The sequence below is a fragment of the Duganella zoogloeoides genome (genome assembly GCF_034479515.1).
Taxonomy (GTDB): Bacteria; Pseudomonadota; Gammaproteobacteria; order Burkholderiales; family Burkholderiaceae_D; genus Rugamonas; species Rugamonas zoogloeoides.
Genome location: NZ_CP140152.1, coordinates 941,617 through 968,530, shown reverse-complemented (window position 1 = coordinate 968,530; position 26,914 = coordinate 941,617). Strand labels below are relative to the sequence as shown.

Sequence of the window (26,914 nt, the reverse complement as noted above, 5' to 3'; positions counted from 1 at the left end):
CGCCGTATTCAGCGAAGCTGCCCGCTGCACGCAGGTGGGGATCCAATGACTGCAAGCTCTGACGCGCGCCGCACCTTGCCTACCCACAATATCGACACCACGGTCAATCCCGCCGCCAGCCAGCCATTGAGGCCGTAGCCGACGATGTGCCCGGCCGCGTCCGTGTGCAGCGTCATGCCGCCCAGCAGCGCGCCGGTGCCGCTGCCGATCGACTGGATTGCCGAATTGGCCGACAGAAAACCGCCGCGACGCGACGGTTCCGGCACCGTGGTCATCAAGGCCTGCAACGGGATCGTCCGGCCCGACACCGCCGTCATGAAGAACGGAAAGAACAGGATCACCGCCACCAGCGGCATGGCCGGCATATGGGTGACGAACAGCATCGGCACCGCCGACGCCAGCGCCATGTAGCGGTACACCTTGTGCGCCCCCACCCGGTCCGACCAGCGGCCGATGCGACGCGCGGTAAACAGCGTGGCCACGCCGCCGGCCAGATACACATACGTCACCTCCGCCGGCGCGATGCCGAGATTGCTGACCATAACCGGTGAAATAAACGGAATCACCAGCATGCCCGTGGCCATGTTCATGAACGACAGCAGGAAGGCTCTCAGGTGATTGGGCACCCGGTACAGCGCAACCAGGTTCGGCAGCACCGCCTTGAGCGGCACCGGGTGGCCCAGGTGACCATCGATCGCTGGCAACGCGCGCGCGGCCAGCAGCCAGACCAGCACCGACAGCACCACCAGCAGATAAAACGGCGAAGCCCAGCCGAAGTGCGCGGCCAGCATCACGCCGGTGGGCACGCCGGCCACGGCCGCCATGCTGAACGAGGTCATCACCACGCCGGTGGCGGCGCCGCGCCGGTCGGCCGGAATCAGGTCGCCGATGATGGCCATGATGATGGCGCCCAGCACGCCACCGGTCACGCCCGCGAACGCGCGCGAGGCGATCAGCACCTCGAACGTGGGCGCCAGCGCGCACGCCAGGTTGGACAAGGTAAACAGCGCAAACATCCACAGCAGCAGCTGCTTGCGGTCGAAGCGGTCGATATACATGACCGCCAGCAGGCCGGACAAGCCGGCGCACCAGGCATATGCCGACACCGCCCCCGAGACGGCGGCGGGTGTGATCGAAAACGCAGTCATCAGCTGCGGCGCGAGCGGCATCATGACCATGAAATCCATGATCACGGTGAATTGCGTGAGCGCCAGCAGCCACAGCACCAGGCGCTCGCGCGCCGGGGTCAGTGCCGAACCAGGCGCGGGGATCAATAAGCCAGGCGCGGTCATGCCAGCGCCGTGATGTCGGCCGTGGCCTGGCGCAGGATGGCGCGGATTTGCTCGAGCTTGGCGGGCGTCGGATGGTTTTCCTGGCCCTGGGCGATCACCGCGTGCTTGAGCTCATGCATGATGGTGCGCAGGTCGTCGCGCGCCTCGGCCGGGTCGCTCATGCGCGCCACGATGGCATCGACGAACTGGCGGTTCTCGGCCAGGAACGCCTCGCCTTCCGGCGTGATGGTATGCAGCTTCTTGTTGCCGTCGGGCGAGGCGGAAACATGGCCCATATCGAGCAGCATCGACAGCAGCGGGTAGATGGCGCCGGGGCTCGGAGTGTAGCCGCCGCCGGAACGCTGTTCGAGTTCCTTGATGATCTCGTAGCCGTGGCGCGGCTTTTCGGCGATCAGTTGCAGCACGATGTAGCGCATGGCGCCGGCGTCGAACATTTTCGGGCCGCGCGCGCGGCCGCCGCCACCGCCATGACCGTGATGGCCGTGGGCAGCATGGTGGCGATGGGAGTGGTGGTGTGGATTGGTCAGCATGGCAATGTCCTTGTCAGGTGGAGAAACACTCGTTACGACATAACGAGTTAAGATATAACTTAGTAAGACATATCTTATTCCATTCCCGCGAAAGTTCAAGCTGCAATTTGTAACAGGCGAAAAAAAAAGGCAGACCGCGCTGGTCTGCCTTGTCCAAGGGGGACGGACGACGGTCAGCCGTCCAGGTGCGAGATCAGCAGCCGGCGGCCATCGGCCTCGCCCTTGGTTTTATGTTCGACAACCAGCTTGCCGTGCTGTGCGTCGAGCGAGATCCCCACCGACAGGATGTCGATCAGCAGCAGCTGCAAGATGCGCGAGATCATCGACAGGAACGTGGTGCTGTCCTCGGAGTGATCGACCGCCAGGCACACGCTGGCCTTTTTCGCCAGCGGCGAATTGCTGGCCGTGATCGCAATCACGTCCGCGCCGGCCGCACGCGCCACATCGACCGCTTCAAGCAGGTCGGGCAGCTTGCCCGAGTTGGAAATGGCGATCACCACGTCGCCCGGCTTGAGCAGCTCGGCCGCCAGGTTCAGCAAGTGCGAGTCGCCGTACGCCGACGTCGGAATGCGGAAGCGGAAGAACTTGTGCTGACCGTCCAGCGCCACCACGCGCGAATTGCCCATCGCGTAAAACTCCACGCGCTTGGCCTTGGCCACCAGTGCGATGGCCTTGTCGATCGAGCGCACGTCGAGCTGGTCGCGGAATTTCAGGATCGCGGAAACCGTATTATCGATCACCTTGGCGCTGAGGTCGTGCGTACTGTCGCTCACCCGCACCTGGCTGTGACGCACGGGAATCGCGCCCGTCAGGCTGCTGGCGAACTTCAATTTAAAATCGGCCAGGCCGAGGAAACCGAGCGAGCGGCAGAAACGGATCACGGTCGGCTGGCTCACTTCGGCCAGGCGCGCGATGTCTGCGATCGGCTCGTTGAGCACGAGGCGCGGTTGTTCCAGCACCAGCTGCGCCACGCGCTGTTCGGCCGGCGTCAGCTCGTGCTGCAAGTGGCGCACGCGCTCCATCAGCGTGTTGGCGCCGCTGCGGCCACGCAGGTGTTCGGACAGGATGGTGGCCACGCCGTAAAACGCCGGGTTGGGCGTGGTGATCACATAGGTCGGAATCTCGGACAGGTAGCTGGTGAAACGGCCTTTCGCTTCAAAGCGCGAACGGAACGGCGACTGCGCAAACCACTCGCCCATGCGCGGCACGATGCCGCCGCCGATGAACATGCCGCCGAAGGCGCCCAGCGTGACGGCCAGGTTGGCGCTGGCGCCGCCGAGCATGGCGCAGAAGCATTCGAGTACTTCCAGGCACAGCGGGTCTTTATCGGTGAGCGCGCCGGCCATGATTTCCTGCGAGGTCAGGTCGCGCACTTGCCGGCCGTTGCGCTTGGCGATGGCGCGGTAGATGATTTCCATGCCGGGGCCCGAAATCAGGCGCTCGGTCGAGACGTGCGACCAGGTTTGCCAGGCGTACTGCAGGATCGAGTATTCGCGCTCGTCGGCCGGCGCGAAGTTGGTGTGGCCGCCCTCGGAGCCGAGCGTGACAAAGCCGTCCACGGTCGGAATCACACCCGACACACCGAGGCCGGTGCCCGGTCCCAGCACGCCGATCACGGAGTTGAGCGCCGGCTTGCCGCCGCCCACCTGCATCAGGTCTGCGGGCTTCAAGCCCGGCAGCGACATCGCCAGCGCCGTGAAATCGTTCACCACCAATAAAGTGTGCAGGCCCAGGGCGCGGCGCACTTCGTCGGTGGAGAATTCCCAGTCGCGGTTGGTCATGCGGATGTAGTCGCCGCTGACCGGGTTGGCCACGGCCAGCGCCGCGTGGTTGAGCGTGATGTCGGCGTGGTCGGCCAGGTACGAGCGCAGCATGGCGACGATGTCGGCATAGTCGTCGCACTTGAGCACGCGCACGGCGCGGAACTCGCCCGGCGCCGTCTGCAAGGCGAAGCGCGCATGCGTGGCGCCGATGTCGGCCAGCAGGCGCGGGCCGTCGGCAAAGGCCGTGCGGTTGAGTTTTTGATCCACTTCGGATTGTTTCATGTTGATTCAGTCAAGGCAGTTGGCGGAAGCATACCCGAAATAGTGCGTATCAAGAAGTCAACGTCAGACATACTGTCATCCTTGGATCCGTCATCCTCGCGCATGCGGGGATCCATAGAACGCTTGAGCGTGCCAGCATATGCATTCGCCAACACGCTTCACAGGCCGTATGGATCCCCGCGTTCGCGAGGATGACGGCTTTGAAGCTGTCTTGACTGTCAGGCGGCGTAGCCGAACCACGCACCGAACGCCGGCAGCGATACCACGCCGTTATCGACCGTCCCCGGCAAGCCGTAGCCTTCCAGCTGCTGCGCACCGCTCGCCTGCGGCAGATTAAAGCTGACCGGTTCCGCGCCGAGGTTGAACACGGCGATCACGCCGCGCTCGCCGTCGAGATCGCGGCGCAGCGCCAGCACCGGTTCCGGCGCATCGTAGAAGCTGATCGCGCCGCGCGTCAGTTGCGGCAGCGTGCGGCGCCAGGCGATGAAGGCGCGGGTAAAGGCCAGCGTCGATGCCGGATCGTTTTCCTGCACGGCCGCCGCGCGTTCGCGGTGCTGCGGCGAGACCGGCAGCCAGGGCGCGCCCTTGGTGAAGCCGCCATGGTCGTCGCCGGTCCAGGCCATCGGCGTGCGGCAGCCGTCACGGCCTTTGAATTCGGGCCAGAACGTGATGCCGTACGGGTCTTGCAGCAGCTCAAACGGCACGTCCGCTTCGGCAAACGCCAGTTCGTCGCCCTGGTACAGGCACGGCGTGCCCTTGAGCGACAGCTGCATCGCCAGCGCCAGCTTGGCAAACGCGGGCGGCGCGTCCGGGCCGCCCCAGCGCGAGGCCACGCGCGGCACGTCGTGGTTACCGACCGACCATGACGCCCAGCCGCCTTTGACACGCTCCTCGAACTGCTCCACCTGCTGGCGGATGTAGTGCGACGACAGGTGATTGACCAGCAAATTGAAGCTGTAGGCCATGTGCAGCTTGTCGCCGCCGGCCGTGTATTCGGCCATGGTGGCCAGCGAATCGTCGGAGCCCACTTCGCCGATCGAAATCGCCTGGTATTCGTCGAGCAGCGCGCGCAGCTTTTGCAGGAACGGCAGGTTTTCCGGGCGGGTCTTGTCGTAGTCGTGCGCCTGCATGCCGTACGGGTTCACATCGGTGACCGTGATCGAATCGCGATTGGTGGCCGGCGGATTGCTGCGCAGCTGCTGGTCGTGGAAGTGGTAGTTGCACGCGTCGAGGCGGATGCCGTCCACGCCGCGCTCGAGCCAGAAACGCAGCGCGTCCAGGTGCGCCTGCTGCACTTGCGGGTTGTGGAAATTGAGCTGCGGCTGGCTGGCCAGGAAATTATGCATATAGTATTGACGCCGGCGCGTATCCCACTGCCACGACGAGCCGCCGAACACCGACAGCCAGTTGTTGGGCGGGTTGCCGTCGTCCTTCGGATTGCTCCACACGTACCAGTCGGCCTTGGGGTTGTCGCGGCTGGCACGGCTCTCCTTGAACCACGGGTGGTCTTCGGCCGTGTGCGCCATCACCTGGTCGATCATGATTTTCAGGCCCAGGCTGTGGGCGCGGGCGATCAGCGCGTCGAAATCGGCCAGCGTGCCGAACATCGGATCGACGTCGCAGTAGTCGGCGATGTCGTAGCCGAAATCCTTCATCGGCGACGTGAAGAAAGGCGAAATCCACACGATGTCTACGCCCAGCGATGCGATATAGTCCAGCTTTGCCGTAATCCCCGGCAGGTCGCCGATACCATCGCCGTTGGTGTCGTAGTAGCTGCGTGGGTACACCTGGTAAATGATGGACTCGCGATACCAGTCCTTGGCATGCGGCGACACTTGAGTTAGTTGCTGAGTCATAAGAGAATCCGGGGTTGGCTGGGCAAAGAAAAAGAGTTTGTACAGAATATACATGACGAACATGTTTTTTTCAATGCGCTTGCCGGTGGGGAATTATCACATTTAGTTCTTCAAAATCAAATACTTAGAGATTTCAACAGGAATTTCAAAGGTAGAAATCAGTAGTCAAACTACATAAAATCAGGAGAAAGACCAGTGAGCAGCAACGCCAGCACCGTCGATATCAAGGACGGCAACGGGCCCTTGCCTCGGCAGATCCCGTACATCATTGCCAACGAAGGCTGTGAACGCTTCAGTTTTTACGGCATGCGCAACATCCTCACGCCGTTCCTGCTCAGTACCCTGCTGCTGTTCATTCCGGCCGAATACCGCACCAACGAAGCCAAGCACGTGTTCCACACCTTCGTCATCGGCGTGTACTTCTTCCCGCTCCTGGGCGGCTGGCTGGCCGACCGCTACTTCGGCAAGTACAACACGGTCTTCTGGTTTTCCCTGATCTACGTGGCCGGCCATGCGTGCCTGGCGATTTTCGAGCACAACATCAACGGCTTCTATTTCGGGCTGGGGCTGATCGCGTTCGGCTCGGGCGGCATCAAGCCGCTGGTGGTGGCGTTCGTGGGCGACCAGTTCGACCAGACCAACAAGAACCGCGCGCGCCTGGTGTTCGACGCGTTCTACTGGATCATCAACTTCGGTTCGTTCTTCGCGTCGCTGCTGATGCCGGTGCTGCTGCGCGACTACGGTCCGTCGGTGGCCTTCGGCATACCCGGCATCCTGATGGCGATTGCCACGCTGGTGTTCTGGATGGGCCGCAAAAAATACGTGCACGTGCCGCCGGCCGCGCCGAATCCCGATTCGTTCAGCAGCGTGGCGCGCACCGCGCTGCTGGCGCGCGTGGCCGGCCAGTCGCGGCCAGGCCTGATGGTCGCTGGCGTGGGCGCGATGGTGGCCGTAATCGCTCTGCTGGCGATACCGCTCTACTTCGACGCCGGCTTCGTGATCGCCTTCTGTACCGCGCTGGTGGTGGTGCTGGCGTTTGGCTGCTTCGGCGTGTCGATGCAACTGGATCGCGCCCATGGCATCCACACTGCCGAAGCGGTGGAAGGCGTGCGTTCGGTGCTGCGCATCCTGATCGTGTTCGCGCTGATCACGCCGTTCTGGTCGCTGTTCGACCAGAAGGCTTCCACCTGGATCGTGCAGGCCAACGCCATGAACAGCCCGCAGCTGTCGCTGTTCGGCTGGGACTTCACACTGCTGCCAGCGCAAATGCAGGCGATCAATCCGATCCTGGTTATGCTGCTGATCCCGTTGAATAACGTGGTGCTGTATCCGCTGATGCGCGCGATCGGCATCAACCCCACGCCGCTGCGCCGCATGGGCGCCGGCATTGCGCTCTCGGGCCTGTCCTGGATTGCCGTGGGCGCCATCCAGCTCAATATGGACGCGGGCGACAAGGTCTCGATCTTCTGGCAGCTGCTGCCATACGCACTACTCACGCTGGGCGAAGTGCTGGTGTCGGCCACCGGCCTGGAGTTCGCCTACAGCCAGGCGCCAAAGCCGATGAAGGGCATCATCCTCAGTTTCTGGTACCTGGGCACCACCATCGGCAACCTGTGGGTGCTGATCGTCAACGCCGGCGTGAAGAACGATACGGTCAGTGGCCACATCGCCAGCACGGGGCTGTCGGAGAGCGCCTTCCAGATGTTCTTCTTTGCCGGCTTTGCGCTGGTGTGCGCGGGATTGTTCGCACTCTATGCCACCCGCTACAAGATGGTCGATAACTACCGCAAAGCATAACCGTCCGTACCAAAACTACAGCTTTTAGATTACCATAGGCCGGCAATTCTCCTTGAATTGCCGGCTTTTTTGTAACAGCACTACTAAATCTATAGTTTGGAGACGAGATTGGCCAAGATTATTACCGGCGTTTTTAGCGGCGTCCTCGCGGCGCTGAGCTGCGCCGCGGCGACCGCCGCCCCCACCATCGCCGACTGCGACGGCCCGTTTGCCACCGTGCTGCAGGCCGGCGCCGCGCCTGCCGCCGAGGCGCGCGCCTACTGGCTGGACAGCCAGCTGATCCAGTGGCCGGCCGCCGACACCACCGGCGCCTTCAAACTGTATTACTCGGCCACCGCGCAGCTGCGCGCCACCGCCGGCCAACGCGTGACCGGCGCGGACGGCGCCGTGCTGCTCTCGTCATCGATCACGCCGGCTCCGGCCGCGCTGGCGCAGCGCTTCAAATTCATCGGCAAGGGGCCGCTGCTGGCCGTGGCGGCAGGCGACGCCGCCCGCATCCCGGCCCTGCTCACCGGGCAGCTGCTGCTGGTGCGCGAAGCGCCCGATGGCACGGTGCTCGATGCCACCACCGCGCAACTGCCCGGCGCCCTGGACGATCTGTACGCCAGCGCCGCCAAAGCGCCCGACCTCGGTGTGACCGTGCGCGCCAACGCCGCCGGCTTCAAGCTGTGGGCGCCCACCGCACAGAGCGTGTCCGTGTGCACCTACGCAAGCGGTTCTTCAACAGCGACAGCGCTGACCGCCATGCGCCGCGACGATGCCACCGGCATCTGGTCCGCCGAGCTGCCCGGCAAACTCGCGGGCCATCGCGACCAGTACTACCAGTACCTGGTGGACGTGGTGGCGCCCACCGCAGGCCTGGTGCGCAACCTGGTCACCGATCCGTATTCGGTCAGCCTGACCACGGATTCAAAACGCAGCTACATCGCCGACCTCGGCGCGGCCAGCCTCAAACCGGCAGGCTGGGACCGCACGCCGATACCGAAGCGGGTGGCCGCACAGCCGGACATGGCGATCTACGAGCTGCACGTGCGCGACTTTTCGATCAACGACGCCACCGTGAGCGCCGCCAACCGCGGCAAATACGCGGCCTTCACGGAGACCGGCTCGAACGGCATGCGCCACCTGCAAGCGCTCAGCAAAGCCGGCATGACCGACATCCACCTGCTGCCCGTATACGACATCGCCACCGTGCCGGAACAGGGCTGCAAGTCCACGCTGGCGGAGATTGCCGCCCTGCCCGGCCTGACACCCGATGGGCTGGCACAGCAGGCGGCCATCACCGCCGTCAAGTTCACCGACTGCTACAACTGGGGCTACGACCCGTACCACTACAGCGCCCCCGAGGGCAGCTACGCGACCAACGCCGACGATGGCGCTGCGCGCATCGTCGAATTCCGCCGCATGGTGCAGGCGCTGCACAAGATCGGCCTGAGGGTGGGCATGGACGTGGTGTACAACCACACCTTTATCGCCGGACAGGATCAACGATCGGTTCTCGACCGCGTGGTGCCCGGCTACTACCATCGGCTCGATGCGAAAGGCGCGATCGAGCGCTCCACCTGCTGCGACAACACCGCCACCGAACACGCCATGATGGCCAAGCTGATGATCGATTCGGCCGAGCTGTGGGCGGTGCAATACAAGATCGACTCGTTCCGCTTCGACCTGATGGGCCACCAGCCGCGCGCGGCGATGGAACAACTGCAGGCGCGCGTGAACCAGGCCACCGGCCGCCACATCAACCTGATCGGCGAAGGCTGGAACTTCGGTGAAGTGGCCGACGGCGCACGCTTTGTGCAGGCGTCGCAGCTGTCGTTGAACGGTACCGGCATCGGCACCTTCAGCGACCGCGCGCGCGACGCCATGCGCGGCGGCGGCGCAGCCGACGGCAGCGCGCAAATCGCCAGCCAGCAGGGCTGGATCAATGGCCTGGCATACGACGCCAACGCCAGCGCGGCGCCACGCACCAAACAAGACCTGATGGATGCAGCCGACATGGTCAAGGTGGGCCTGGCCGGTTCGCTGCGCGGCTTCACCATGCAAACCCGCCAGGGCGAGCGCAAGCGCCTCGAAGACATGGTCTATGGCGGCAACCAGCCGGCCGGCTACGCCAGCGAACCGGGCGAGACCGTCAACTACGTGGAAAACCACGACAACCAGACCCTGTTCGACATCAATGTCTTCAAGCTGCCGCTGGGTACCACCACGGCTGAACGGGCGCAGGTGCAAATACTGGGCGCGGCGATCAATGCGTTCAGCCAGGGCGTGCCCTACTTCCACGCCGGCTTCGACATCCTGCGCTCGAAATCGCTGGACCGCAACAGCTTCGAGTCCGGCGACTGGTTCAACCGCCTGGACTGGACCTACCGCCACAACTACTTCGGCACCGGTCTGCCACGCGAGGAGGACAACGGCAAGGATTATGCGCTGATGCGTCCCCTGCTGGCGCGCGCGGCCGATATCAAGCCCACGCCGCAGGACATCGCCTGGACCCGCGACGCCTTCCGCGACCTGCTGGCCATCCGCGCCAGCAGCACGCTGTTCCGCCTGCGCACGGCCAAGGATGTCGAACAGCGCCTGCGCTTTTATAACACCGGCGCGCAGCAGGTGCCGACCGTGATCGTGGGCCACCTCGACGGCGCCGGCTATCCGGGCGGCCGCTTCCAGGCCATCACCTACGTGGTCAACGCCGACAAGGTGGCCCGGCAAGTAACTGTCAAGGAAGAACAGGGCCGCCGTTACCGGCTGCACCCGGTGCACCTGCGCGCCGGGGCGGCCGACCGGCGCATCGCCGCCGGCGCCAAATACACCACGGCCACCGGCACATTTTCAGTGCCGGCGCGCAGCGCCGTGGTGTTCGTGGCAGAGTAAGATGGGTGTTGCCGGCGCGCACAATTGAAACCGTGCACGCCGGCAAAAACTTAAATCATGGTACTATTAATTTCACGAGCGCAATAATATTTCAATTGATGCAATCGATTGTAGTGCCGCCACCCCGCATTGAGTAGCTCGTTGTCACGCACGTCCCGCAGTGGGCAGGACATCGCCCGCTGGCACCACCAAAACGAAAACGACCATGACTATTTCTTGCCAGACCACGGAAGCCCAGCGCCTAGACGCGCTCTACAAGCTCAATATCCTCGACACGCCGCCCAGTGAAGCGTTCGACCGCATCACGCGCATGGCCGCGCGGCTGTTCAACCTGCCGATCGCAGCGGTCTCGCTGACCGACAGCGACCGCCAGTGGTTCAAGTCGCGCGTGGGCGTCGACCATTGGTCGATCCCGCGCCTCAAGGCCCCGTGCGGCAGTGTGGCCGACAATAGCGACCTGCTGATCATCCCCGACCTGCAGGACGACGCGTATTTCCGCGACAGCCCGCTGGCCGCCGGCGGCATCCGTTATTACGCCGGCGCACCGCTGGTGACTGCCGACGGCCACTGCCTGGGCGCCATGTGCGTGCTGGGCACCGAGCCGCGCGATACCACGCCGGAAGAGCTGACCATGCTGTGCGACCTGGCGGCGATGGTGATGTCGCAGATCGAGATCATGCATGCGCTGGGCCGCATCGACCCGATCAGCGGCCTGCCCAACCGCAACCAGTTCATCGAAGACTTCCAGGACCTGCAGCGCGACAGCGCCACCGGCGCCCAGCGCGTGGCAGTGCTGATCAACCTGGCCACGCCAGCGCAGCTGGCGCACGCCGTGCGCGCCATGAACCCGCGCTACCTCGACGAACTGGTGGCCGATGCCGCAGCCTGGATCCGCGCCGAACTGGGGGCCGGGCGCAAGGTCTACCACGTGGCCACCACGCAGTTCGCCATGCTCAACACGCCCACCGTGGAGATCGACCGCTACCCGTCCCTGCTCGAGGCCAAGCTCGATCATGCGATCGCCACCGTCAAGACCCGCTTTGTTGCCACGCCCACCATCGGCGTCGTGCCTTTCGATCTGAGCAATACCGACGCGCTGAGCGTGCTGCGCCGCGCACAGAGCGCGGTGCAGGACGCGATCGAATCGGGCCGCAGCGTGGCCATGTACTCGGCCGGCGAAGACCAGGTGTATCGCCGCCGCTTCAACCTGCTCAACGATTTCGGCGCGGCGCTCGAGAGCCGTGACCAGCTGCGCCTGGTGTTTCAGCCGCGCATCGATATCGCCAGCGGCGAATGCGTGGGCGCCGAGGCGCTGCTGCGCTGGAACCACCCCACGCTCGGCGCCATCGGCCCCGGCGAATTCATGCCCATCGTCGAGCGTTCGCGCCTGGCGCAGGCGGCCACCGCCTGGGTCCTGAATACCGCGCTCGACCAGCAACTGGCCTGGCGCCATGCGGGCCTGGTGCTGCAACTGTCGCTCAACGTCTCGGCGCCCAACCTGCTCGAAGCCGACTTTGCCGACCGCGTGGTCGAGGGACTGCAACGGCGCCGCCTGCCGCACCACTGCCTGGAACTGGAAATCACCGAGAGCGCCATCATGGAGCATCCGACCAAGGCCCACGCCACGCTCGATGCGCTGGCGCAGGCCGGCATCCACCTGGCGATCGACGATTTCGGCACCGGCTACAGCAGCCTGGCCTATTTGCAGCGCATGCCGGCCGACGTGGTCAAGATCGACCAGTCGTTCGTGCGCGGCATCGAACACGACCAGCGCCAGCAAGGGCTGGTGCGCGCCATGATTTCACTGTCGCAGGAACTGGGCCACCGGGTAGTGGCCGAAGGCGTGGAGAATGGCGCGGCGCTGGCCTTCCTGCGCTCGGTCGGTTGCGACGAGGCGCAAGGCTACCTGTTCGCGCGGCCGCTGGAAGTGGCCGACTTCGGGCGCTGGCACCAGCGCCAGGCCATGCCGGATGCGGCGCCGGCGCTCGACGTGGAAGGCGCGCTGGAAGCGGTGGAACGGGCGTTTGCCATGCGCGCGCCGCGCGTGCTGTGCACCACGCCGTCGCCACGCACGCTGCTGGCAGCAGCGCGGCGCCGGCCCCTGGTGCGCTAAAGCCTATTCCTGCCCGATCAGCACGATCGGGTTACGGGTACCGAAATTGACGCTGCCGCCGCGCACCACGGCGCTCTTGCCCGAGTAGTAGTCGCGCACCTTCTGGCCGTTGGCAAACACGCCGTGTACCTTGATGGCGCTGGCCTTGTCGGTCGGCAGATCGAGGGCGACGACCACCTGGTCGCGCAGGCCATCCTTGTCGTACGTACGTTTGAAGACGTAAGGCTGTGCCTGCAGTTGCTGGTGCACGCCTGCGCCCACCGCCACGTGGGCGCGGCGGAACTGGCCCAGTTTGCTCCAGTGCGTGTACACGTCGCCGACCTTGTAACCGTCGCGCTGGGTGTTTTGCGCCAGCTCGTCCCAGTTCATGAACGAGCGCAGTTTCGCATCACCGGTGGCCTCAAGCACATCGAGCTTGCGCGCGGTTTCGTCGCCGTAATAGATCTGCGCAGCGCCGGGCGCCAGCAGCAGCTTGGTCGCGCTTTCGAACGGACGCTTGCGCGCAGCGTCGAACGGCGGCTCGTAGTCGTGCGAATCGATGTAGTTCAATACCGAGTAGGCTTGCAGCGCGCCGCCGTGCAGCATGTTCGAGTAGCTCGAGAACAGCGCCTCGTAATCCTGGTTCGCATCGCGCACCAGGCCGAAGTTGATCAGGCTGTCGAAGCCCTGCTGGTAGTAGTTGGCGATGGTGCCGCCACCGAGGTCATGGGTCTGGCCGTGGGCGATGTCGTAGTTATAGACTTCGGCGGTCATGTAGAACTTGTCGCCGAGCTTCTTGTCCGGGTTGGCTTTTTTCCAGTCGTCGTACGCCGCATCGGCCACGGTGCGCAGTTCCTTCCACACCTTCGCTTCCACGTGCTTGACGGTGTCGGCGCGGAAGCCGTCCACCCCGAATTTCCTGATCCAGTCCGTGTGCCATTTCATCAGGTAGTAGCGCGGTGCGCGCGGGTAGCCGGTTTTGGCAAAGAATTCGTCGAGCTCCTTCATTTGCTGCGTGTAGCGCCCTTCACGGCGCCATTTCTCCACCAGTTGCGGCGGCAGTTCCACCTCGGCGTCGCTGTCGGTGCGGATGTCCGGCAGGTTTTTCACCAGCGTGCAGTCGATGGTGGTTTTCGCGTCTTTATAGGTACAGGTAGGGTCGGTGCGCACCCAGTCCTGCGGCCATACCGGGTCGATCCTGGTGACCGGGCCGGTGTGGTTCATCACCACGTCGAGGATCACACGGATGCCGCGCGCATGCGCTGCTTCGACCATGTTGCGGAAATCGGTCTCGGTGCCCAGGTTGGCGTCCACCGCCGTAAAATCGCGGGCCCAGTAGCCGTGGAAACCGTACGATTTGCCGGTGCCCTCGTCGGTGCCGGCGTGGATCTGTTCGACCGGCGGCGTGAGCCAGATGGCGTTCACACCCAGTGCGTCGAAGTAGCCGTCGTTGATCTTGTTGATCAGGCCAGCGAGGTCGCCGCCCATGAAGCCGCGCAGCGGCGCGGCGTCCTTCTCGCGGCCATAGGCCAGGTCGTTGCCGGTAAAGGCATTATTGAAACGGTCGGTCAGCACGAAATACACAGTGGCGTTTTCCCACAAGAAGGGCTTAGCCTGCCTGGGCACCTCGATGCGCGGCGGGCCTTTCTTCTTGACGCCGGTGGCCTGGGCTGCGGCGTTGCCGCCAGTTGCAGCCAGGGTAATGGCCGTTGTCAGTGCCAGGGAAAGCTTGGTCCACCGTGTGTATGTCATGCTGTCTTCCTTATGGTTTTACGTGGTGACGGTCGGACGCGCGCGTCCGGTCCAGCCCTCGATGCCGGCCACCTGTTCGGCAAGCAGGATCAGGGCCGAGAGGGCCTGCTGGGTAGGCAGGTGGTGCAGTTCGGGATCGGCTTCGTAGCGTTCCAGGTACACGCGCAGGGTGGCGCCTTCGGTACCGGTGCCCGACAGGCGGAACACGATGCGCGAGCCGTTGGTCATCACGATGCGGATGCCCTGCTTTTTCGACACCGAACCGTCGATCGGATCGGTGTACTCGAAATCGTCGGCGAAATCGACCACGTAGGCGCCCAGGTCCGCGCCCTGCAGCGTCGCCAGCTTGATGCGCAGCGAATCCATCAGTTCATTGGCGCCCTTGGTTTCCACTGCCTCGTAGTCGTGGCGCGAGTAGTAGTTGCGGCCGAAGCGCGCCCAGTGTTCGCTCACCAGTTCTTCCACCGACTTGCCAGTCGCGGCCAGCAGGTTGAGCCAGAACAGCACGGCCCACAGGCCATCCTTTTCGCGGATGTGATCGGAACCGGTGCCGTAGCTCTCTTCGCCGCACAGGGTGGCCTGGCCGGCGTCGAGCAGGTTGCCGAAGAATTTCCAGCCGGTCGGTGTCTCGAAGCTCGGGATGCCAAGCGCTGCTGCCACGCGGTCCGAGGCCTGCGACGTCGGCATCGAGCGGGCGATGCCTTTCAGCCCGGCGCGGTAGCCTGGCGCCACGGTGGCGTTGGCAGCCAGCACCGCCAGGCTGTCCGATGGCGTAACGTCGAACTTGCGGCCCACGATCATGTTGCGGTCGCCGTCGCCGTCGGAGGCGGCGCCGAAATCGGGTGCGTCATCGGCCGCCATGATCTCGATCAGCTGGGCGGCGTTGACCGGGTTCGGGTCCGGGTGCAGGCCGCCGAAGTCTTCCAGTGGTTCGCCGTTGATGACGGTGCCGGCTGGTGCGCCCAGCATGCCTTCGATGATGGCCTTGGCGTACGGACCGGAGACGGCGGACATGCCGTCAAAGCACATGCGGAAACCGCCGCCGAACAGCTTGCGGATGGCGTCGAAGTCGAACAGTTCCTGCATCAGCTCCGCGTAGTCGGCCACCGAGTCGATCACGACGATCTCGGTCTGCTCGATGTGCGAAGTACCGAGCACGTTCAGGTCCACGGCCGGCGCGTCGCTGATGCGGTACGCGGTAATCGCCTCGGTGCGGGCGTAGATCGCTTCGGTGATGCTCTCGGGAGCGGGTCCGCCGTTGGCAATGTTGTACTTGATGCCGAAGTCGCCGTCCGGGCCACCGGGATTGTGGCTGGCCGACAGCACGATGCCGCCAGCCGCGCCGTGCTTGCGGATCACGCAGCTCACCGCCGGGGTGGACAGCACGCCGCCCTGGCCGACCAGCACCCTGGCGTAGCCGTGGGCCGCCGCCATGCGCAGGATGACCTGGATCGCTTCGCGGTTGTGGTAGCGGCCATCGCCGCCGACCACCAGCGTTTTGCCGGCGACGTCGCCGAGCGTGTCGAACACGCTTTGCACGAAGTTTTCGAGGTAGCCCGCCTGCTGGAAGACGGTGACTTTCTTGCGCAGGCCGGACGTGCCGGGACGCTGGCCGGAAATCGGTTGGGTGGTGATGGTTTGAATGCTCATAGTCGCTCCGCGTGAATGAAGGGGCGACGCGTTGCCACGCCGCCGTAGTTGCCATTATCTCACGGGCAATATTACATTATTAACGTTCAGGGGCTGCGTTATCTTGCACGGCCAGTGTCAAAATTGCCGCCACCAGCATGCACACGCCGCCCAGCATCAGGGTCTTGACCGCCTCGCCCATGAACAGGTATTTGGTCACAAAGCCGAGCAGCAGGCCGCTGACGATCTGCGGAATCACGATGAAGAAATTGAACACGCCCATGTAGTAACCCATGCGCTTGGGTGGCAGCGCGCCGGCCAGGATCGCGTACGGCATGGTCAGAATGCTGGCCCAGGCAATGCCCACGCCCACCATCGGCAGGTACGACAGTTGCACATCGTGCACGGCGAACAGGCTGATCAGGCTGATGCCGCCGATGGCCAGGCACAGCGTGTGGGTGAATTTGCGGCTGGTGTGGCGCGCCAGCACCGGCAGCACGAACGCGGCCAGCGCGGCCACGCCGCTGTACACGGCAAACATCACGCCCACGTGGCTGCCCGCCGCCTGGAACGCGGCCGACTGCGCGTCGGTGGTGCCGAAGACGTTTTTGCCGATGGCGACGTTGGTATAAATCCACATCGCAAACAGGCCGATCCAGGTGAAGAACTGCACGGCCGCCAGTTGCACCATGGTCTTGGGCATGCCGCCAAAACCGGCCAGGATTTCCTTGATTGCGTGCAGGAGGCCCTTGTTGCGGCGCTGTTCGGCGCGGAACGCTTCCATGTCGTCGGGCGGCAGTTCCTGCGCGGTCAGCACGGTCCACAGCACGGCGCTCATGTAGATGGCGCCGCCGGCGTAGAACGAGTAGCGCACGGTATCGGGAATGGCGCCGGCCACCGCCACGTTGGACACGCCCAGGTAGTCTTCAAAAATGGTGGGCAGCAGCGAGGCGATCACCGCGCCCCAGCCGATGAAGAAGGTCTGCATGGCAAAGCCGGCGGTCTGTTGCGACGGTCCCAGCTTGTCGCCCACGAAGGCGCGGAACGGCTCCATCGACACATTAATCGCGCCATCGAGCATCCACAGCACGGCCACGGCCATCCACAGCGCCGACGAGTGCGGCATCAGGAACAGCGCGATCGACGCGAACAGCGCGCCGAGGAAGAAGAACGGCCGGCGCCGGCCCCAGGTCGGGTGCCAGGTGTTGTCGCTCAGGTAGCCGATGATGGGCTGCACCAAGAGGCCCGTGACCGGCGCGGCCAGCCAGTACAGCGACAGGTTGTCGGGGTCGGCGCCGAGGGTGGAAAAGATCCGGCTGGTGTTGGCGTTTTGCAGCGCGAAGCCGAATTGAATGCCGAAAAAGCCGAAGCTCATATTCCACAACTGCCAGAACGACAATATGGGCTTCCTGAGGTGTGAGTGCATGCTGCGCGTCCCGAGTATTTTGAATTTGTAGCAAAATAACATGCAGACACAGGTGTGTCAAATGAACTTTTCCCTAGTAAAATAACGGCAAACCACAGTTTCACCACCGATTTTTGTAGTCAAATGTAGCCAAACAACAAAACGACGAGACACGATATATCCATGATACGCATTTCCTTCTCCCAACTCGCCACCAGTGTACCGCTGGCTGTCCTGGCGCTGGCCCCGGCGGCCGCTGCCGAGCGCACTTTCGAGTCGATGGTGGCCGCGAGCGGCCAGCTCGACATCCGCACCAGCGATGGCCGCTACGTGATCAAACCCTACTCCGCCGCCATCGTGGAGACCACCTTCATTCCCGCCGGCGAAAGCTACGATCCGGCGTCACACGCGGTCGTGCTGGCGCCAGCGGCAGTCAAGGCCACGGTGCAGGACCACGCGGATCGCATCGAGTACACCACGCCCGGTATCGCGGTCACCATCACCAAGTCGCCATTCCGTATCAGCTACAGCTACAAGGGCAAACCGCTAGTGGCGGAAAAGCGCGGCTTCCTGAAAGTGCGCGACGACGTGGCCACCGGCAGCAAGGACATCAACAAGGGCGAGGCCCGCGAACTGGACGCCATCGAATTTGCGCTCGACGCCGACGAAGCGCTGTACGGCGCCGGCGCGCGCGCCGTGGGCATGAACCGGCGCGGCAACCGCTTTACCTTGTACAACAAGGCCGACTATGGCTATGGCGCCACGTCGAAGCAGCTCAATTACGGCATGCCGATCGCGCTGTCGTCCAAAATGTACGCGCTCCATTTCGACAATGCCCAAACCGGCTACCTCGATTTCGACAGCAAGAAGGACAACAGCCTGACCTGGGAAACCATCGGCGGCCGCAAGACCTACCAGGTGGTCGCTGGCGACACCTGGCAGGACGTGGTGGGCAATTACACCAGCCTGACCGGCAAGCAGCCATTGCCGCCGCGTTGGGCCTTCGGCAACTTCGCCATGCGCTTCGGCTACCACACCGAGGCCGAGGCGCGCAAAACCGTCAACCAGTTCGCCCTCGACGACATCCCTCTCGACGCCATCGTGATGGACCTGTACTGGTTCGGCAAGGAGGTCAAGGGCACCATGGGCAACCTGGCGTGGGACAAGGACAACTTCCCCAACCCCACCGGCATGATCGCTGACTTCCAGAAACAGGGCGTGCAGACGGTGGTGATCTCGGAACCGTTCATCGTCAACACGTCGAGCCGCTGGCAGGAAGCCGTCGATAAAAAAATCCTCGGCACAGGGCCGGATGGCAAGCCGCTGTCGTACGATTTCTTCTTCGGCCATACGGGCCTGATCGACATATTCGGCGCGCCGGGCCGCGACTGGCTGTGGGATATCTATAAAGGCCTGCGCCAGCAGGGCGTCAAGGGCGTATGGGGCGATTTGGGCGAGCCGGAACTGCACCCCACCGCCATGCGCCACGCCACCGGCAGCGCCGACGAAGTCCACAACATCTACGGCCACCAGTGGGCGCGCCTGGTGGCCGAGGGCTACCAGAAAGACTTCCCGACCGAGCGGCCGTTCATCCTGATGCGCGCCGGGTATTCGGGCACGCAGCGCTACGGCATCATCCCGTGGTCGGGCGACGTCGATCGCAGCTGGGGCGGTTTGCAGTCGCAGCCCGAGATCGCGCTACAAATGGGCATGCAGGGCGCCGGCTATATGCACTCGGACCTGGGCGGCTTCGCCAACCCGGTCGAAGACGACGAACTGTATGCGCGCTGGCTCCAGTACGGCGTGTTCCAGCCCGTGTTCCGTCCGCACGCGCAGGAAGAAGTGCCGTCGGAACCGGTGTACCGCAACGCGGCCACCAAGGCGCTGGCGCGCACCGCGATCCGGCTGCGCTACGCGCTGCTGCCGTATAACTACACGCTGGGCTTCGACAACAACCAGCGCGGTCTGCCGCTGATGCGCCCGATGGTGTACGAGGAACCGGGCAATCCCAGGGCGCAGTCGATGTCGTCCACCTACCTGTGGGGCAAGGACTTCCTGGTCACGCCGGTCATGACCAAGGGCGCCACCACGGCCGATGTGTACTTCCCGGCCACCGCCGCCTGGTTCGACTTTTATACCGGCGAGCGCCATGCGGGCGGCGCCAGCAAAACCGTGGCACTGAAGGCCGACCACATTCCCGTGTACGTACGCGCTGGCGCCTTCATTCCGATGACGACCGTGGTGCAGACCACGCGCGACTACAACACGCGCCGCATCGCCCTGCACTACTACCACGACGCCTCGGCCACCGCCGGCAGCGGCCAGTTGTATGACGACGACGGCGCCACCGCGCAGGCCTACGAACAGGGCAAGTACGAACTGCTGCGCTTTGCCAGCGTACTCAAAGGCCGCACCTTGACCTTGAACGTGGCGTCGGAGCTGGGCCGGCAGCAAACCCGCCAGCCCCGCGCCTTCGATGTCAGCGTGCATAACGTGGCAAACAAGCCGGCCAGCGTGAAGGTCGATGGCAAGGCTGCTGCCTTTGCGTGGGATGCTGCCAGCAAGCTGCTGACGGTGACGCTGCCGGCCAACATGGCAGCAGCGCGGAGTGTCGCCATCGTTCTCTAGCCGTGTATGATTTGCGGGCCATCGGGCAACAGCCCGGTGGCCCGCAAATATCCACCAGGGAGATGCAATGACATCACGTACCATCGGCACGCTGCTGACCGTAGCGGCCATGGCAGCCAGCGTTACCGCGCATGCCGCCGCAGAGAAAAAGCCTACCACCGCCGAAGCCCAGCGGTTCCTGACCGACACCGAAGCACGCCTCAACAAGCTCAATAACGAACAGGCCCGCGCCGCCTGGGTGGGCTCCAACTTCATCACCGACGACACCGAGGCGATCAGCTCCTGGTTCGCCGAGCGCTATCTCACCGCGACCGGCGAGGCCGCCATCGGGGCGCGCCGCTTCAACGGCCTGAAACTGGCGCCGGACCAGGCGCGCAAGATCATGCTGCTGCAGCAGTCGCTGGTGTTTGCCGATCCGAAGGAACGCGAACAGTTCGCGCAACTGCAGGCCGCCCTCAACGGCGCCTACGGCAAGGCCAAGTACTGCGTCAAGCAAGCTGACGGCGCCGACCAGTGCCTGGCCCTGGGCGAGATGGAAAAAGTGCTGGCCGACAGCCACGATGAGAAAAAACTCAGGGAGATGTGGGTGGGCTGGCACGCGCAGTCGCCGGCCTACAAGCAGAAGTACATCGACTACATCGCGCTGTCGAACAAAGGCGCGAAGCAGATGGGCTTTGCCGACACCGGCGCCATGTGGCGCTCGCAGTACGACATGCCGCCCGAGGCCTTTGCCGCCGAGATGGAACGCCTGTGGCAGCAGGTCGCGCCGCTCTATCAATCGCTGCACACGTACACGCGCTACAAGCTGCGCGAGACCTACGGCCCTGACGTGGTGCCGCTGACCGGACCGATTCCATCTCACCTGTTCGGCAATATGTGGGCACAGAACTGGGACAACCTGTACCCGATCCTGAAACCGGCCACCGGCGCCAGCAGCTACGACCTGACCCGCGTGCTGGAAGAGCGCAAGACCGATGCCAAACAGATGACGCAGTACGCCGAGCGCTTCTACACGTCGCTGGGCATGCAAAAACTGCCGGCCACGTTCTGGGAACGCTCGCTGCTGACCAAGCCGCGCGACCGCGACGTGGTGTGCCACGCGTCGGCGTGGCCGATCGACGAGAAGGACGATGTGCGCATCAAGATGTGCATCACGCCCACCGCCGAGAACTTCACGGTGATCCACCACGAACTGGGCCACGTGTACTACTTCCTGGCCTATAACAAGCAACCGCTGCTGTTCCGCACCGGCGCCAACGACGGCTTCCACGAAGCCATCGGCGACACCATCGCGCTGTCGATCACCCCCGACTACCTGAAAAAAGTGGGCCTGATGGACGAGACGCCGCCGGCCGACGCCGACATCGGCGACCTGCTCAAGCGCGCGCTGGGCAAGGTGGCGTTCCTGCCGTTTGCCTACTCGGTCGATAAATGGCGCTGGGACCTGTACGCCGGCAAAACCAAACCGGACGACTTCGACAAAACCTGGTGGCAATTGCGCGAGCAGTACATGGGCGTGAGCCGACCGGCTCCGATGGCCGCCGGTGGCTTCGATGCGGGCGCCAAGTACCACGTGGCGGCCGACGTGTCGTATGCGCGCTACTTCCTGGCCCACATGCTGCAGTTCCAGTTCCACCGCGCGCTGTGCCGCGAGGCCGGCTACACGGGACCGCTGAACCGCTGCTCGGTGTACGACAACCCCAAAGCCGGCGCCAAGCTGCAGCAGATGCTGGCCATGGGCGCCAGCAAGCCGTGGCCGGAAGCGCTGAAGGCGATTTCGGGCGAAGATAAAATCGACGGCGGCGCCCTGCTCGAGTATTTCGCGCCGCTGAAGGTCTGGCTCGACCAGCAGAACGCGGCATTCGCAGCGCAGCAAAAGTAACAGCAAAAAAAACCTCCGCCGGTTTCCCGGTGGAGGTCCTCTGCATTGCATTCGTGCTCGACTACGCTGTCATCATGACCGCCAGCGATCAGGTGCGCTGGTACACGTCCTCGAAACGCACGATGTCGTCTTCACCGAGGTAGCTGCCGGACTGCACTTCGATCAGGTGCAGCGGCAACTTGCCCGGATTTTCCAGGCGATGGTTCATGCCGATAGGAATATACGTCGACTGGTTTTCCGACAACAAGGTGACGTTCTCGCCGCACGTCACGCGCGCGGTCCCGCTGACCACGATCCAGTGCTCGGCCCGGTGGTGGTGCATTTGCAGCGACAGCTTGCCGCCCGGATTGACGGTGATGCGCTTGACCTGGAAGCGTTCGCCGATGTCGATGCCCTCGTACGAACCCCACGGGCGGTACACCTTGGTGTGGTGCAGGTGCTCGGTACGGTCGTCGGCATTGAGATGCTCGACCACTTTCTTGACGCGCTGCACGTGGTCGCGATGGGTCACCAGTACCGCGTCGGCGGTTTCCACCACCACCAGGTCCTGCACGCCGATCACGGCCACGATGCGGCTTTCCGCGCGCACCAGGCTGTTGGTCACGCCGTCCAGGTACACGTCGCCACGGCTGGCGTTGCCCTCGGCATCGCGCTGCTGCACTTCCCACAGCGCCGACCACGAGCCGACATCGTTCCAGCCGATGTCGGCAGCCACCACGACCGCACGGCGCGTGTGCTCCATGACCGCGTAGTCGATCGATTCGGACGGCGACGCGGCGAACGATGCTTCGTCCAGGCGGCAAAAGTCGAGATCGCGGTACGCCAGGCGCACTGCTTCGGCAGCGGACGCTTCCATGGCTGGCTGCAGGGCGCGCAGCTCGTCCAGATAGGTCTTGGCCTGGAACAGGAACATGCCGCTGTTCCAGTAATACGCGCCGTCGGCCAGGAAGCCCTGCGCGGTGGCGAGGTCTGGCTTTTCGACAAAGCGTTCGACCTTGTAGCTGCCGGACTCGGCCGCCACAGCGTCGCCGCGACGGATATAGCCATAGCCGGTCTCAGGCCCGGTCGGCACGATGCCGAAGGTGGCCAGCGCGCCATCCTTGACCAGCTCGGCCGCGTGGGCGATAGCGGCGTGGAAACCGGCGCGGTCATTGATGACGTGGTCGGCCGGCAGTACCAGCATGACTGCGTCGGGATCCTGCGCCAGCAGGAAATGGGCGGCGGCGGCCACCGCAGGCGCGGTGTTGCGTCCGACGCATTCGAGCAATATTCCCAGCGGTGTAATGCCAATTTCGCGCATTTGTTCGGCCACCATGAAGCGGTGTTCATTGCCGCAAACGATCAGCGGCGCCGCCATCGTGGCGCCCTCGGGCAAGCGCAATACCGTCTCCTGCAGCATGGAGCGCTCCGATACCAGCGGCAACAGCTGCTTGGGCATCATCGCGCGCGACAGCGGCCATAAACGGGTACCGGCGCCGCCGGACAAAATGACTGGATAAATTTTCAAGTGACACTCTCTTTTTTTGTTACGGCCTCAGCCCCGGCGCGAAATTTTTAACGTCGTACGAAAACATCGCGCCTCGAATAACGCACCGCTTACGATCTTCACGCCAAAGAGCAGAGCTCCGCCGAGACCACTAAAGTGGGCGCAATTATAGTGCCCGGATGGCATATTATGCAACCAGCGCCGATGGACAGCCATGCCACTCTGAGATAAGCGCAGTCACATCGACAACAGCGAAAAAATGCCCGCCACTCTGTCAGCACGAACAATTTACACAAGAAACAATGTTAAAATCCCGGCGCATAGATTTCTGACGCCAGGCGAAGACCCTACGAACGATTCTTTAGTGGCGAACTGATGTCTGGCGTTACTCAACCCTTCCCCTGTGGTTGGCTTTTTTGTTTCTTCCAAGTCTCTCTGGAGTGCCAGACTCTAGTACCTTGTCAGAAATTCCAGATGCAAGACAGGTTAGGAATCAAATTGTTAAGCGTACTTAGAAAATCAGTTAAATACACTTGGTGTGGATGCATGATCCTTGGCGCTCCCGGCGCTCTTGCAGCCACACCCAACCACGGGGGACAGTCTGGCTACATCAACATGCCCAGCGCGGTGGTGGAAGCCGATGGCACTTTCAGCGCCGGTTACAGCTATGACAGTCCATATGGACAGATGTGGGCAACTGCGAATCTCCTGCCTTTCCTGCAAATGACGGGACGGTACGTGTCGATTACCGGAATTCCAGGTTTCACCAATGAGAAAGGTGAAATTGGCAGCAACTATGGCCGTTACAAGGACAAGGTAGTCGACGGAAAATTGCGCCTGTGGGCCGAAACAGACTATATGCCATCGGTTGCCGTTGGCATGACCGACTTGTTTGGCACCGAATTATTCAAAGGGCAATATATCGTCGCGACCAAGACTTTGGGGGCGAACAAAAATATCGAGGCCAGCCTGGGCTATGCACGCCACCGGCCCGATGGGCCGTTTGCCGGGATGCGCTGGACGCCGACCGGATTGCCCCGCTGGTCGCTGGTGGCTGAATACGACACAACCGATTATCGACGCGACTTCCGCGCCGCCGAGACCAATGCCGGCAAGCGCAACAAGGGAGTCTCCGCCGGCATCGAGTACCGCTGGGGTTGGCTTGCGCTGCAGGCAGCCCGCAACCGCGACCAGTTCAGTGTCAATGCCTTTATCAGCATCCCGTTTAACGAACGTGAATTCGTTCCCAAGATCTTCGAACCCGCTTACTTTATCGATGACAAGGATCCGCCGCCTCGCCCCAGCCGCGATGCATGGCACAGCAACCCCGGTTACGGGGCCGATCTGGTCAACGCGCTGGTAAAGCAGGATTACAAAAATGTGCGCGTTGAGCAAGAAGGTAATACGCTCGCCCTGACGCTGACCAATAGTCGGATTTCGAACCTGGGGCGCGCCGTTGGCCGCGCCGCACGCACCGCAGTGGCGTTTACACCGGTTGGCGTGACCAGTCTGCGCATCACCTATACGACGCTGGACCAACCCGTTGCCACTTATGATTTCCTGGACCTGCAAAAGCTCAACGACTATTTCGAGGGCAAGATCGATCGCCAAGAGTTCCTCAACTTCGTGCTGCTACGCTATCCTGATAAAGGCGATGTGATACGCGACGCCCAACAGTCATGGCTCAACGAATTCCTGGATCGGCCACCAGCGACTGCGGTTGCAGCAGTCCGTGCGCTACCTGCGGCGCCGGTAGCGACTACCTCGGCTACCACGCCGGCGCAGCCATCGGCCACATCGGCATCCATCATCCCGGTACCCGCCCTGGTGAAGCGCCCCGAGCCTGATATTACTGCCAGCACACTGGCCATAGGCGTGGGTGTGGATGGCGATGTGGTCCAGGTAAAATCACTGGATCGTGAAGCCAATCGCTTTAAAATCGCTCCCAAGATCGGCTTTTTCTTCAACGACCCCAGCGGCGCATTCCGCTATTCTATCTCGGCAGCAGCAAATTATGACCGGCGCCTCGGCGACGGCCTCTATCTAAACAGCGCGGCCAGTTTACAATTGGTCGAAACCGTTTCAGGCGTCAAGCAACCTTCCAACAGCACCCTGCCACACGTGCGCAGCGATGTGGCGGAATACTTGCGTGGCAACCGTTTCACGGTTAACCGCGTGCTGCTCAACAAGTATGACAATCCCGCAGAACGGGTGTACACCCGGTTGTCGGCCGGGCTTTACGAGGATATGTTCCGCGGAGTCGGTGGCCAGATGCTGTACCTGCCCAAAGACAAGCGCTGGGCGGTAGATCTGAGCATCGATGCCCTGCAACAGCGTGGCTATGACGGCATCCTCTCAACCCGCGACTACAAGACGGTGACGGCAATTGGTTCGCTACACTATCGCCTGCCACACGACATTACGATTACTGCGCGCGCCGGCCGCTTCCTCGCGAAGGATACCGGGGTGCGCATGGAGTTCAAGCGCAGGTTCCAGTCCGGCATCGAAGTTGGCGCTTGGTACACCCATACAAACGGCAACGATATTACCTCGCCGGGCACGCCATCCAAACCGTACCAGGATCGCGGCGTCTTCCTGTCGGTTCCGCTCAATACCATGTTGGCAATGGATACCCAGGCCAATGCGGGATTTTCGCTCTCTCCATGGACCCGCGATATCGGCCAAATGGTAGCGTCGCCAGGCGATCTGTATAACATGATCGAACGCCCTCGCGCCGACATGCTCAGCTACGATGGCTTGGGTAATTTTGCCGAACGTGCCGATGAGCAAAACCTTCCAGCGGTCAATCCACCGGTACGCCCATTTGCCAACCCTTGGCCAATCATGCGGGCACGACTGGAACAGTCGTCCTCCGCATTGCCCGAGCCGGCCCAGTGGGTCAAGGCAACCGCCCTGATCGGGGGGGTAGTGGTGGCATCCGCACTCAGCGACAAGCCCGTCGACCGGTTCGTAAAAAAACACCAGGATTCAACCGTGCTTCGCAACTGGGATAAGGTAGGCAAGGCAATGCCGTTCGTGCTGGTCGGAGCAGCAGGTGCTGCGATTGCATTTGGTGATGAGCGCGGGCAAAACATCGGTATGATTTCCATGCAGTCCGTAGCAGCCGCGACCGGTATGGCAGTGCTCGGCAAATACGCAGTGGGCCGTGCGCGCCCCGACGAAAATCGCGGTCCATGGACCAGCGTAGGCGATGGCAAATCGCGCTCGGACGCCGCTTTTCCCTCAGGCCATTCCGCTATAGCCTTCGCCGCCGTGACTCCGTTGGCCAAAGAATACGATGCGCCATGGCTATATGGTCTGGCAGCACTGGGCTCAGCGGGGCGCGTTGCAGGCCGCAAGCATTGGGTGTCAGACACTGTTGCTGGCGGCATTATTGGATATGCAATGGGAAGTTGGTTATGGGAAGCACAACGAGACCAAAGCAAGTCCGGGTTGACAATCGCGCCAGGGCCGAAGGAAATCAGTATAACCTGGCAAAAAAGTTATTAATGATTAATTAAATAAAAATAGAATTGCTTTATTTTTAATTACTTCTTGATATATTAAATTACAAATTACAAATTAAAAATTCCCTCATGCAATAATAAATCAGCGCCATTCTCATGTCGTAAAGGCGTCACTGGGC

Annotated in this window: 14 protein-coding genes; 6 read left to right on the top strand and 8 right to left on the bottom strand. The window is 63.0% G+C overall.

Going from position 1 to position 26,914, the window contains the following annotated elements; all coding sequences use genetic code 11:
* Positions 1–8: 8 nt before the first annotated feature.
* The 4 genes from SR858_RS04195 to SR858_RS04180 form a co-directional block, all read right to left on the bottom strand.
* Complete coding sequence (locus tag SR858_RS04195; protein ID WP_019922992.1) at positions 9–1,292, bottom strand: MFS transporter; 1,284 nt, start codon at positions 1,290–1,292, stop codon at positions 9–11.
* Complete coding sequence (locus SR858_RS04190) at positions 1,289–1,822, bottom strand: PadR family transcriptional regulator (protein WP_019922993.1); 534 nt, start codon at positions 1,820–1,822, stop codon at positions 1,289–1,291. Before SR858_RS04190 ends, SR858_RS04195 begins: the two co-directional genes overlap by 4 nt.
* A 173-nt stretch (positions 1,823–1,995) precedes the next feature.
* On the bottom strand, positions 1,996–3,867 hold the full coding sequence (locus SR858_RS04185; RefSeq protein ID WP_019922994.1) for a glucokinase: 1,872 nt from the start codon (positions 3,865–3,867) through the stop codon (positions 1,996–1,998).
* Between the two features lie 218 nt (positions 3,868–4,085).
* Positions 4,086–5,723 (bottom strand): alpha-glucosidase, encoded by a 1,638-nt coding sequence (locus SR858_RS04180; RefSeq protein ID WP_026637494.1) that lies wholly within the window; start codon positions 5,721–5,723, stop codon positions 4,086–4,088.
* Positions 5,724–5,918: 195 nt separating this feature from the next.
* On the opposite strand from SR858_RS04180, the gene SR858_RS04175 reads away from it, so the two are divergent.
* From SR858_RS04175 to SR858_RS04165, 3 genes are all read left to right on the top strand, one after another.
* Positions 5,919–7,520, top strand: a complete 1,602-nt coding sequence (locus tag SR858_RS04175) for a POT-type proton-dependent oligopeptide transporter (RefSeq protein WP_019922996.1) — start codon at positions 5,919–5,921, stop codon at positions 7,518–7,520.
* A 108-nt stretch (positions 7,521–7,628) separates the two neighbouring features.
* On the top strand, positions 7,629–10,394 hold the full coding sequence (pulA, locus tag SR858_RS04170; RefSeq protein WP_019922997.1) for a pullulanase-type alpha-1,6-glucosidase: 2,766 nt from the start codon (positions 7,629–7,631) through the stop codon (positions 10,392–10,394).
* 205 nt (positions 10,395–10,599) lie between these two features.
* Complete coding sequence (locus SR858_RS04165) at positions 10,600–12,507, top strand: sensor domain-containing phosphodiesterase (RefSeq protein WP_019922998.1); 1,908 nt, start codon at positions 10,600–10,602, stop codon at positions 12,505–12,507.
* A gap of 3 nt (positions 12,508–12,510) precedes the next feature.
* Here SR858_RS04165 and SR858_RS04160 read toward each other — a convergent pair whose 3' ends face one another.
* The 3 genes from SR858_RS04160 to SR858_RS04150 form a co-directional block, all read right to left on the bottom strand.
* A complete protein-coding gene (locus tag SR858_RS04160) occupies positions 12,511–14,238 on the bottom strand; it encodes an alpha-amylase family glycosyl hydrolase (protein WP_019922999.1) in 1,728 nt (575 codons plus the stop codon).
* An 18-nt stretch (positions 14,239–14,256) separates the two neighbouring features.
* The gene (locus SR858_RS04155; RefSeq protein WP_019923000.1) at positions 14,257–15,888 is read right to left on the bottom strand and encodes an alpha-D-glucose phosphate-specific phosphoglucomutase; all 1,632 of its coding nucleotides are present in this window, start codon (positions 15,886–15,888) and stop codon (positions 14,257–14,259) included.
* Between the two features lie 79 nt (positions 15,889–15,967).
* A complete protein-coding gene (locus SR858_RS04150) occupies positions 15,968–17,293 on the bottom strand; it encodes an MFS transporter (RefSeq protein WP_026637496.1) in 1,326 nt (441 codons plus the stop codon).
* Positions 17,294–17,455: 162 nt separating this feature from the next.
* Here SR858_RS04150 and SR858_RS04145 point away from each other — a divergent pair, with 162 nt between their 5' ends.
* Positions 17,456–19,900: a glycoside hydrolase family 31 protein gene (locus SR858_RS04145; RefSeq protein WP_019923002.1), complete on the top strand. Its 2,445-nt coding sequence runs from the start codon at positions 17,456–17,458 to the stop codon at positions 19,898–19,900.
* Positions 19,901–19,967: 67 nt separating this feature from the next.
* Positions 19,968–21,782 (top strand): M2 family metallopeptidase, encoded by a 1,815-nt coding sequence (locus SR858_RS04140; protein WP_019923003.1) that lies wholly within the window; start codon positions 19,968–19,970, stop codon positions 21,780–21,782.
* Positions 21,783–21,870: 88 nt separating this feature from the next.
* On the opposite strand, the gene SR858_RS04135 is transcribed toward SR858_RS04140, so the two are convergent.
* Positions 21,871–23,289 (bottom strand): mannose-1-phosphate guanylyltransferase/mannose-6-phosphate isomerase, encoded by a 1,419-nt coding sequence (locus SR858_RS04135; protein WP_026637497.1) that lies wholly within the window; start codon positions 23,287–23,289, stop codon positions 21,871–21,873.
* A gap of 525 nt (positions 23,290–23,814) precedes the next feature.
* Here SR858_RS04135 and SR858_RS04130 point away from each other — a divergent pair.
* Positions 23,815–26,778 carry a YjbH domain-containing protein gene (locus SR858_RS04130; protein ID WP_026637498.1) on the top strand — a complete coding sequence of 988 codons (2,964 nt, stop codon included), beginning with the start codon at positions 23,815–23,817 and terminating at the stop codon, positions 26,776–26,778.
* Positions 26,779–26,914 lie beyond the last annotated feature (136 nt).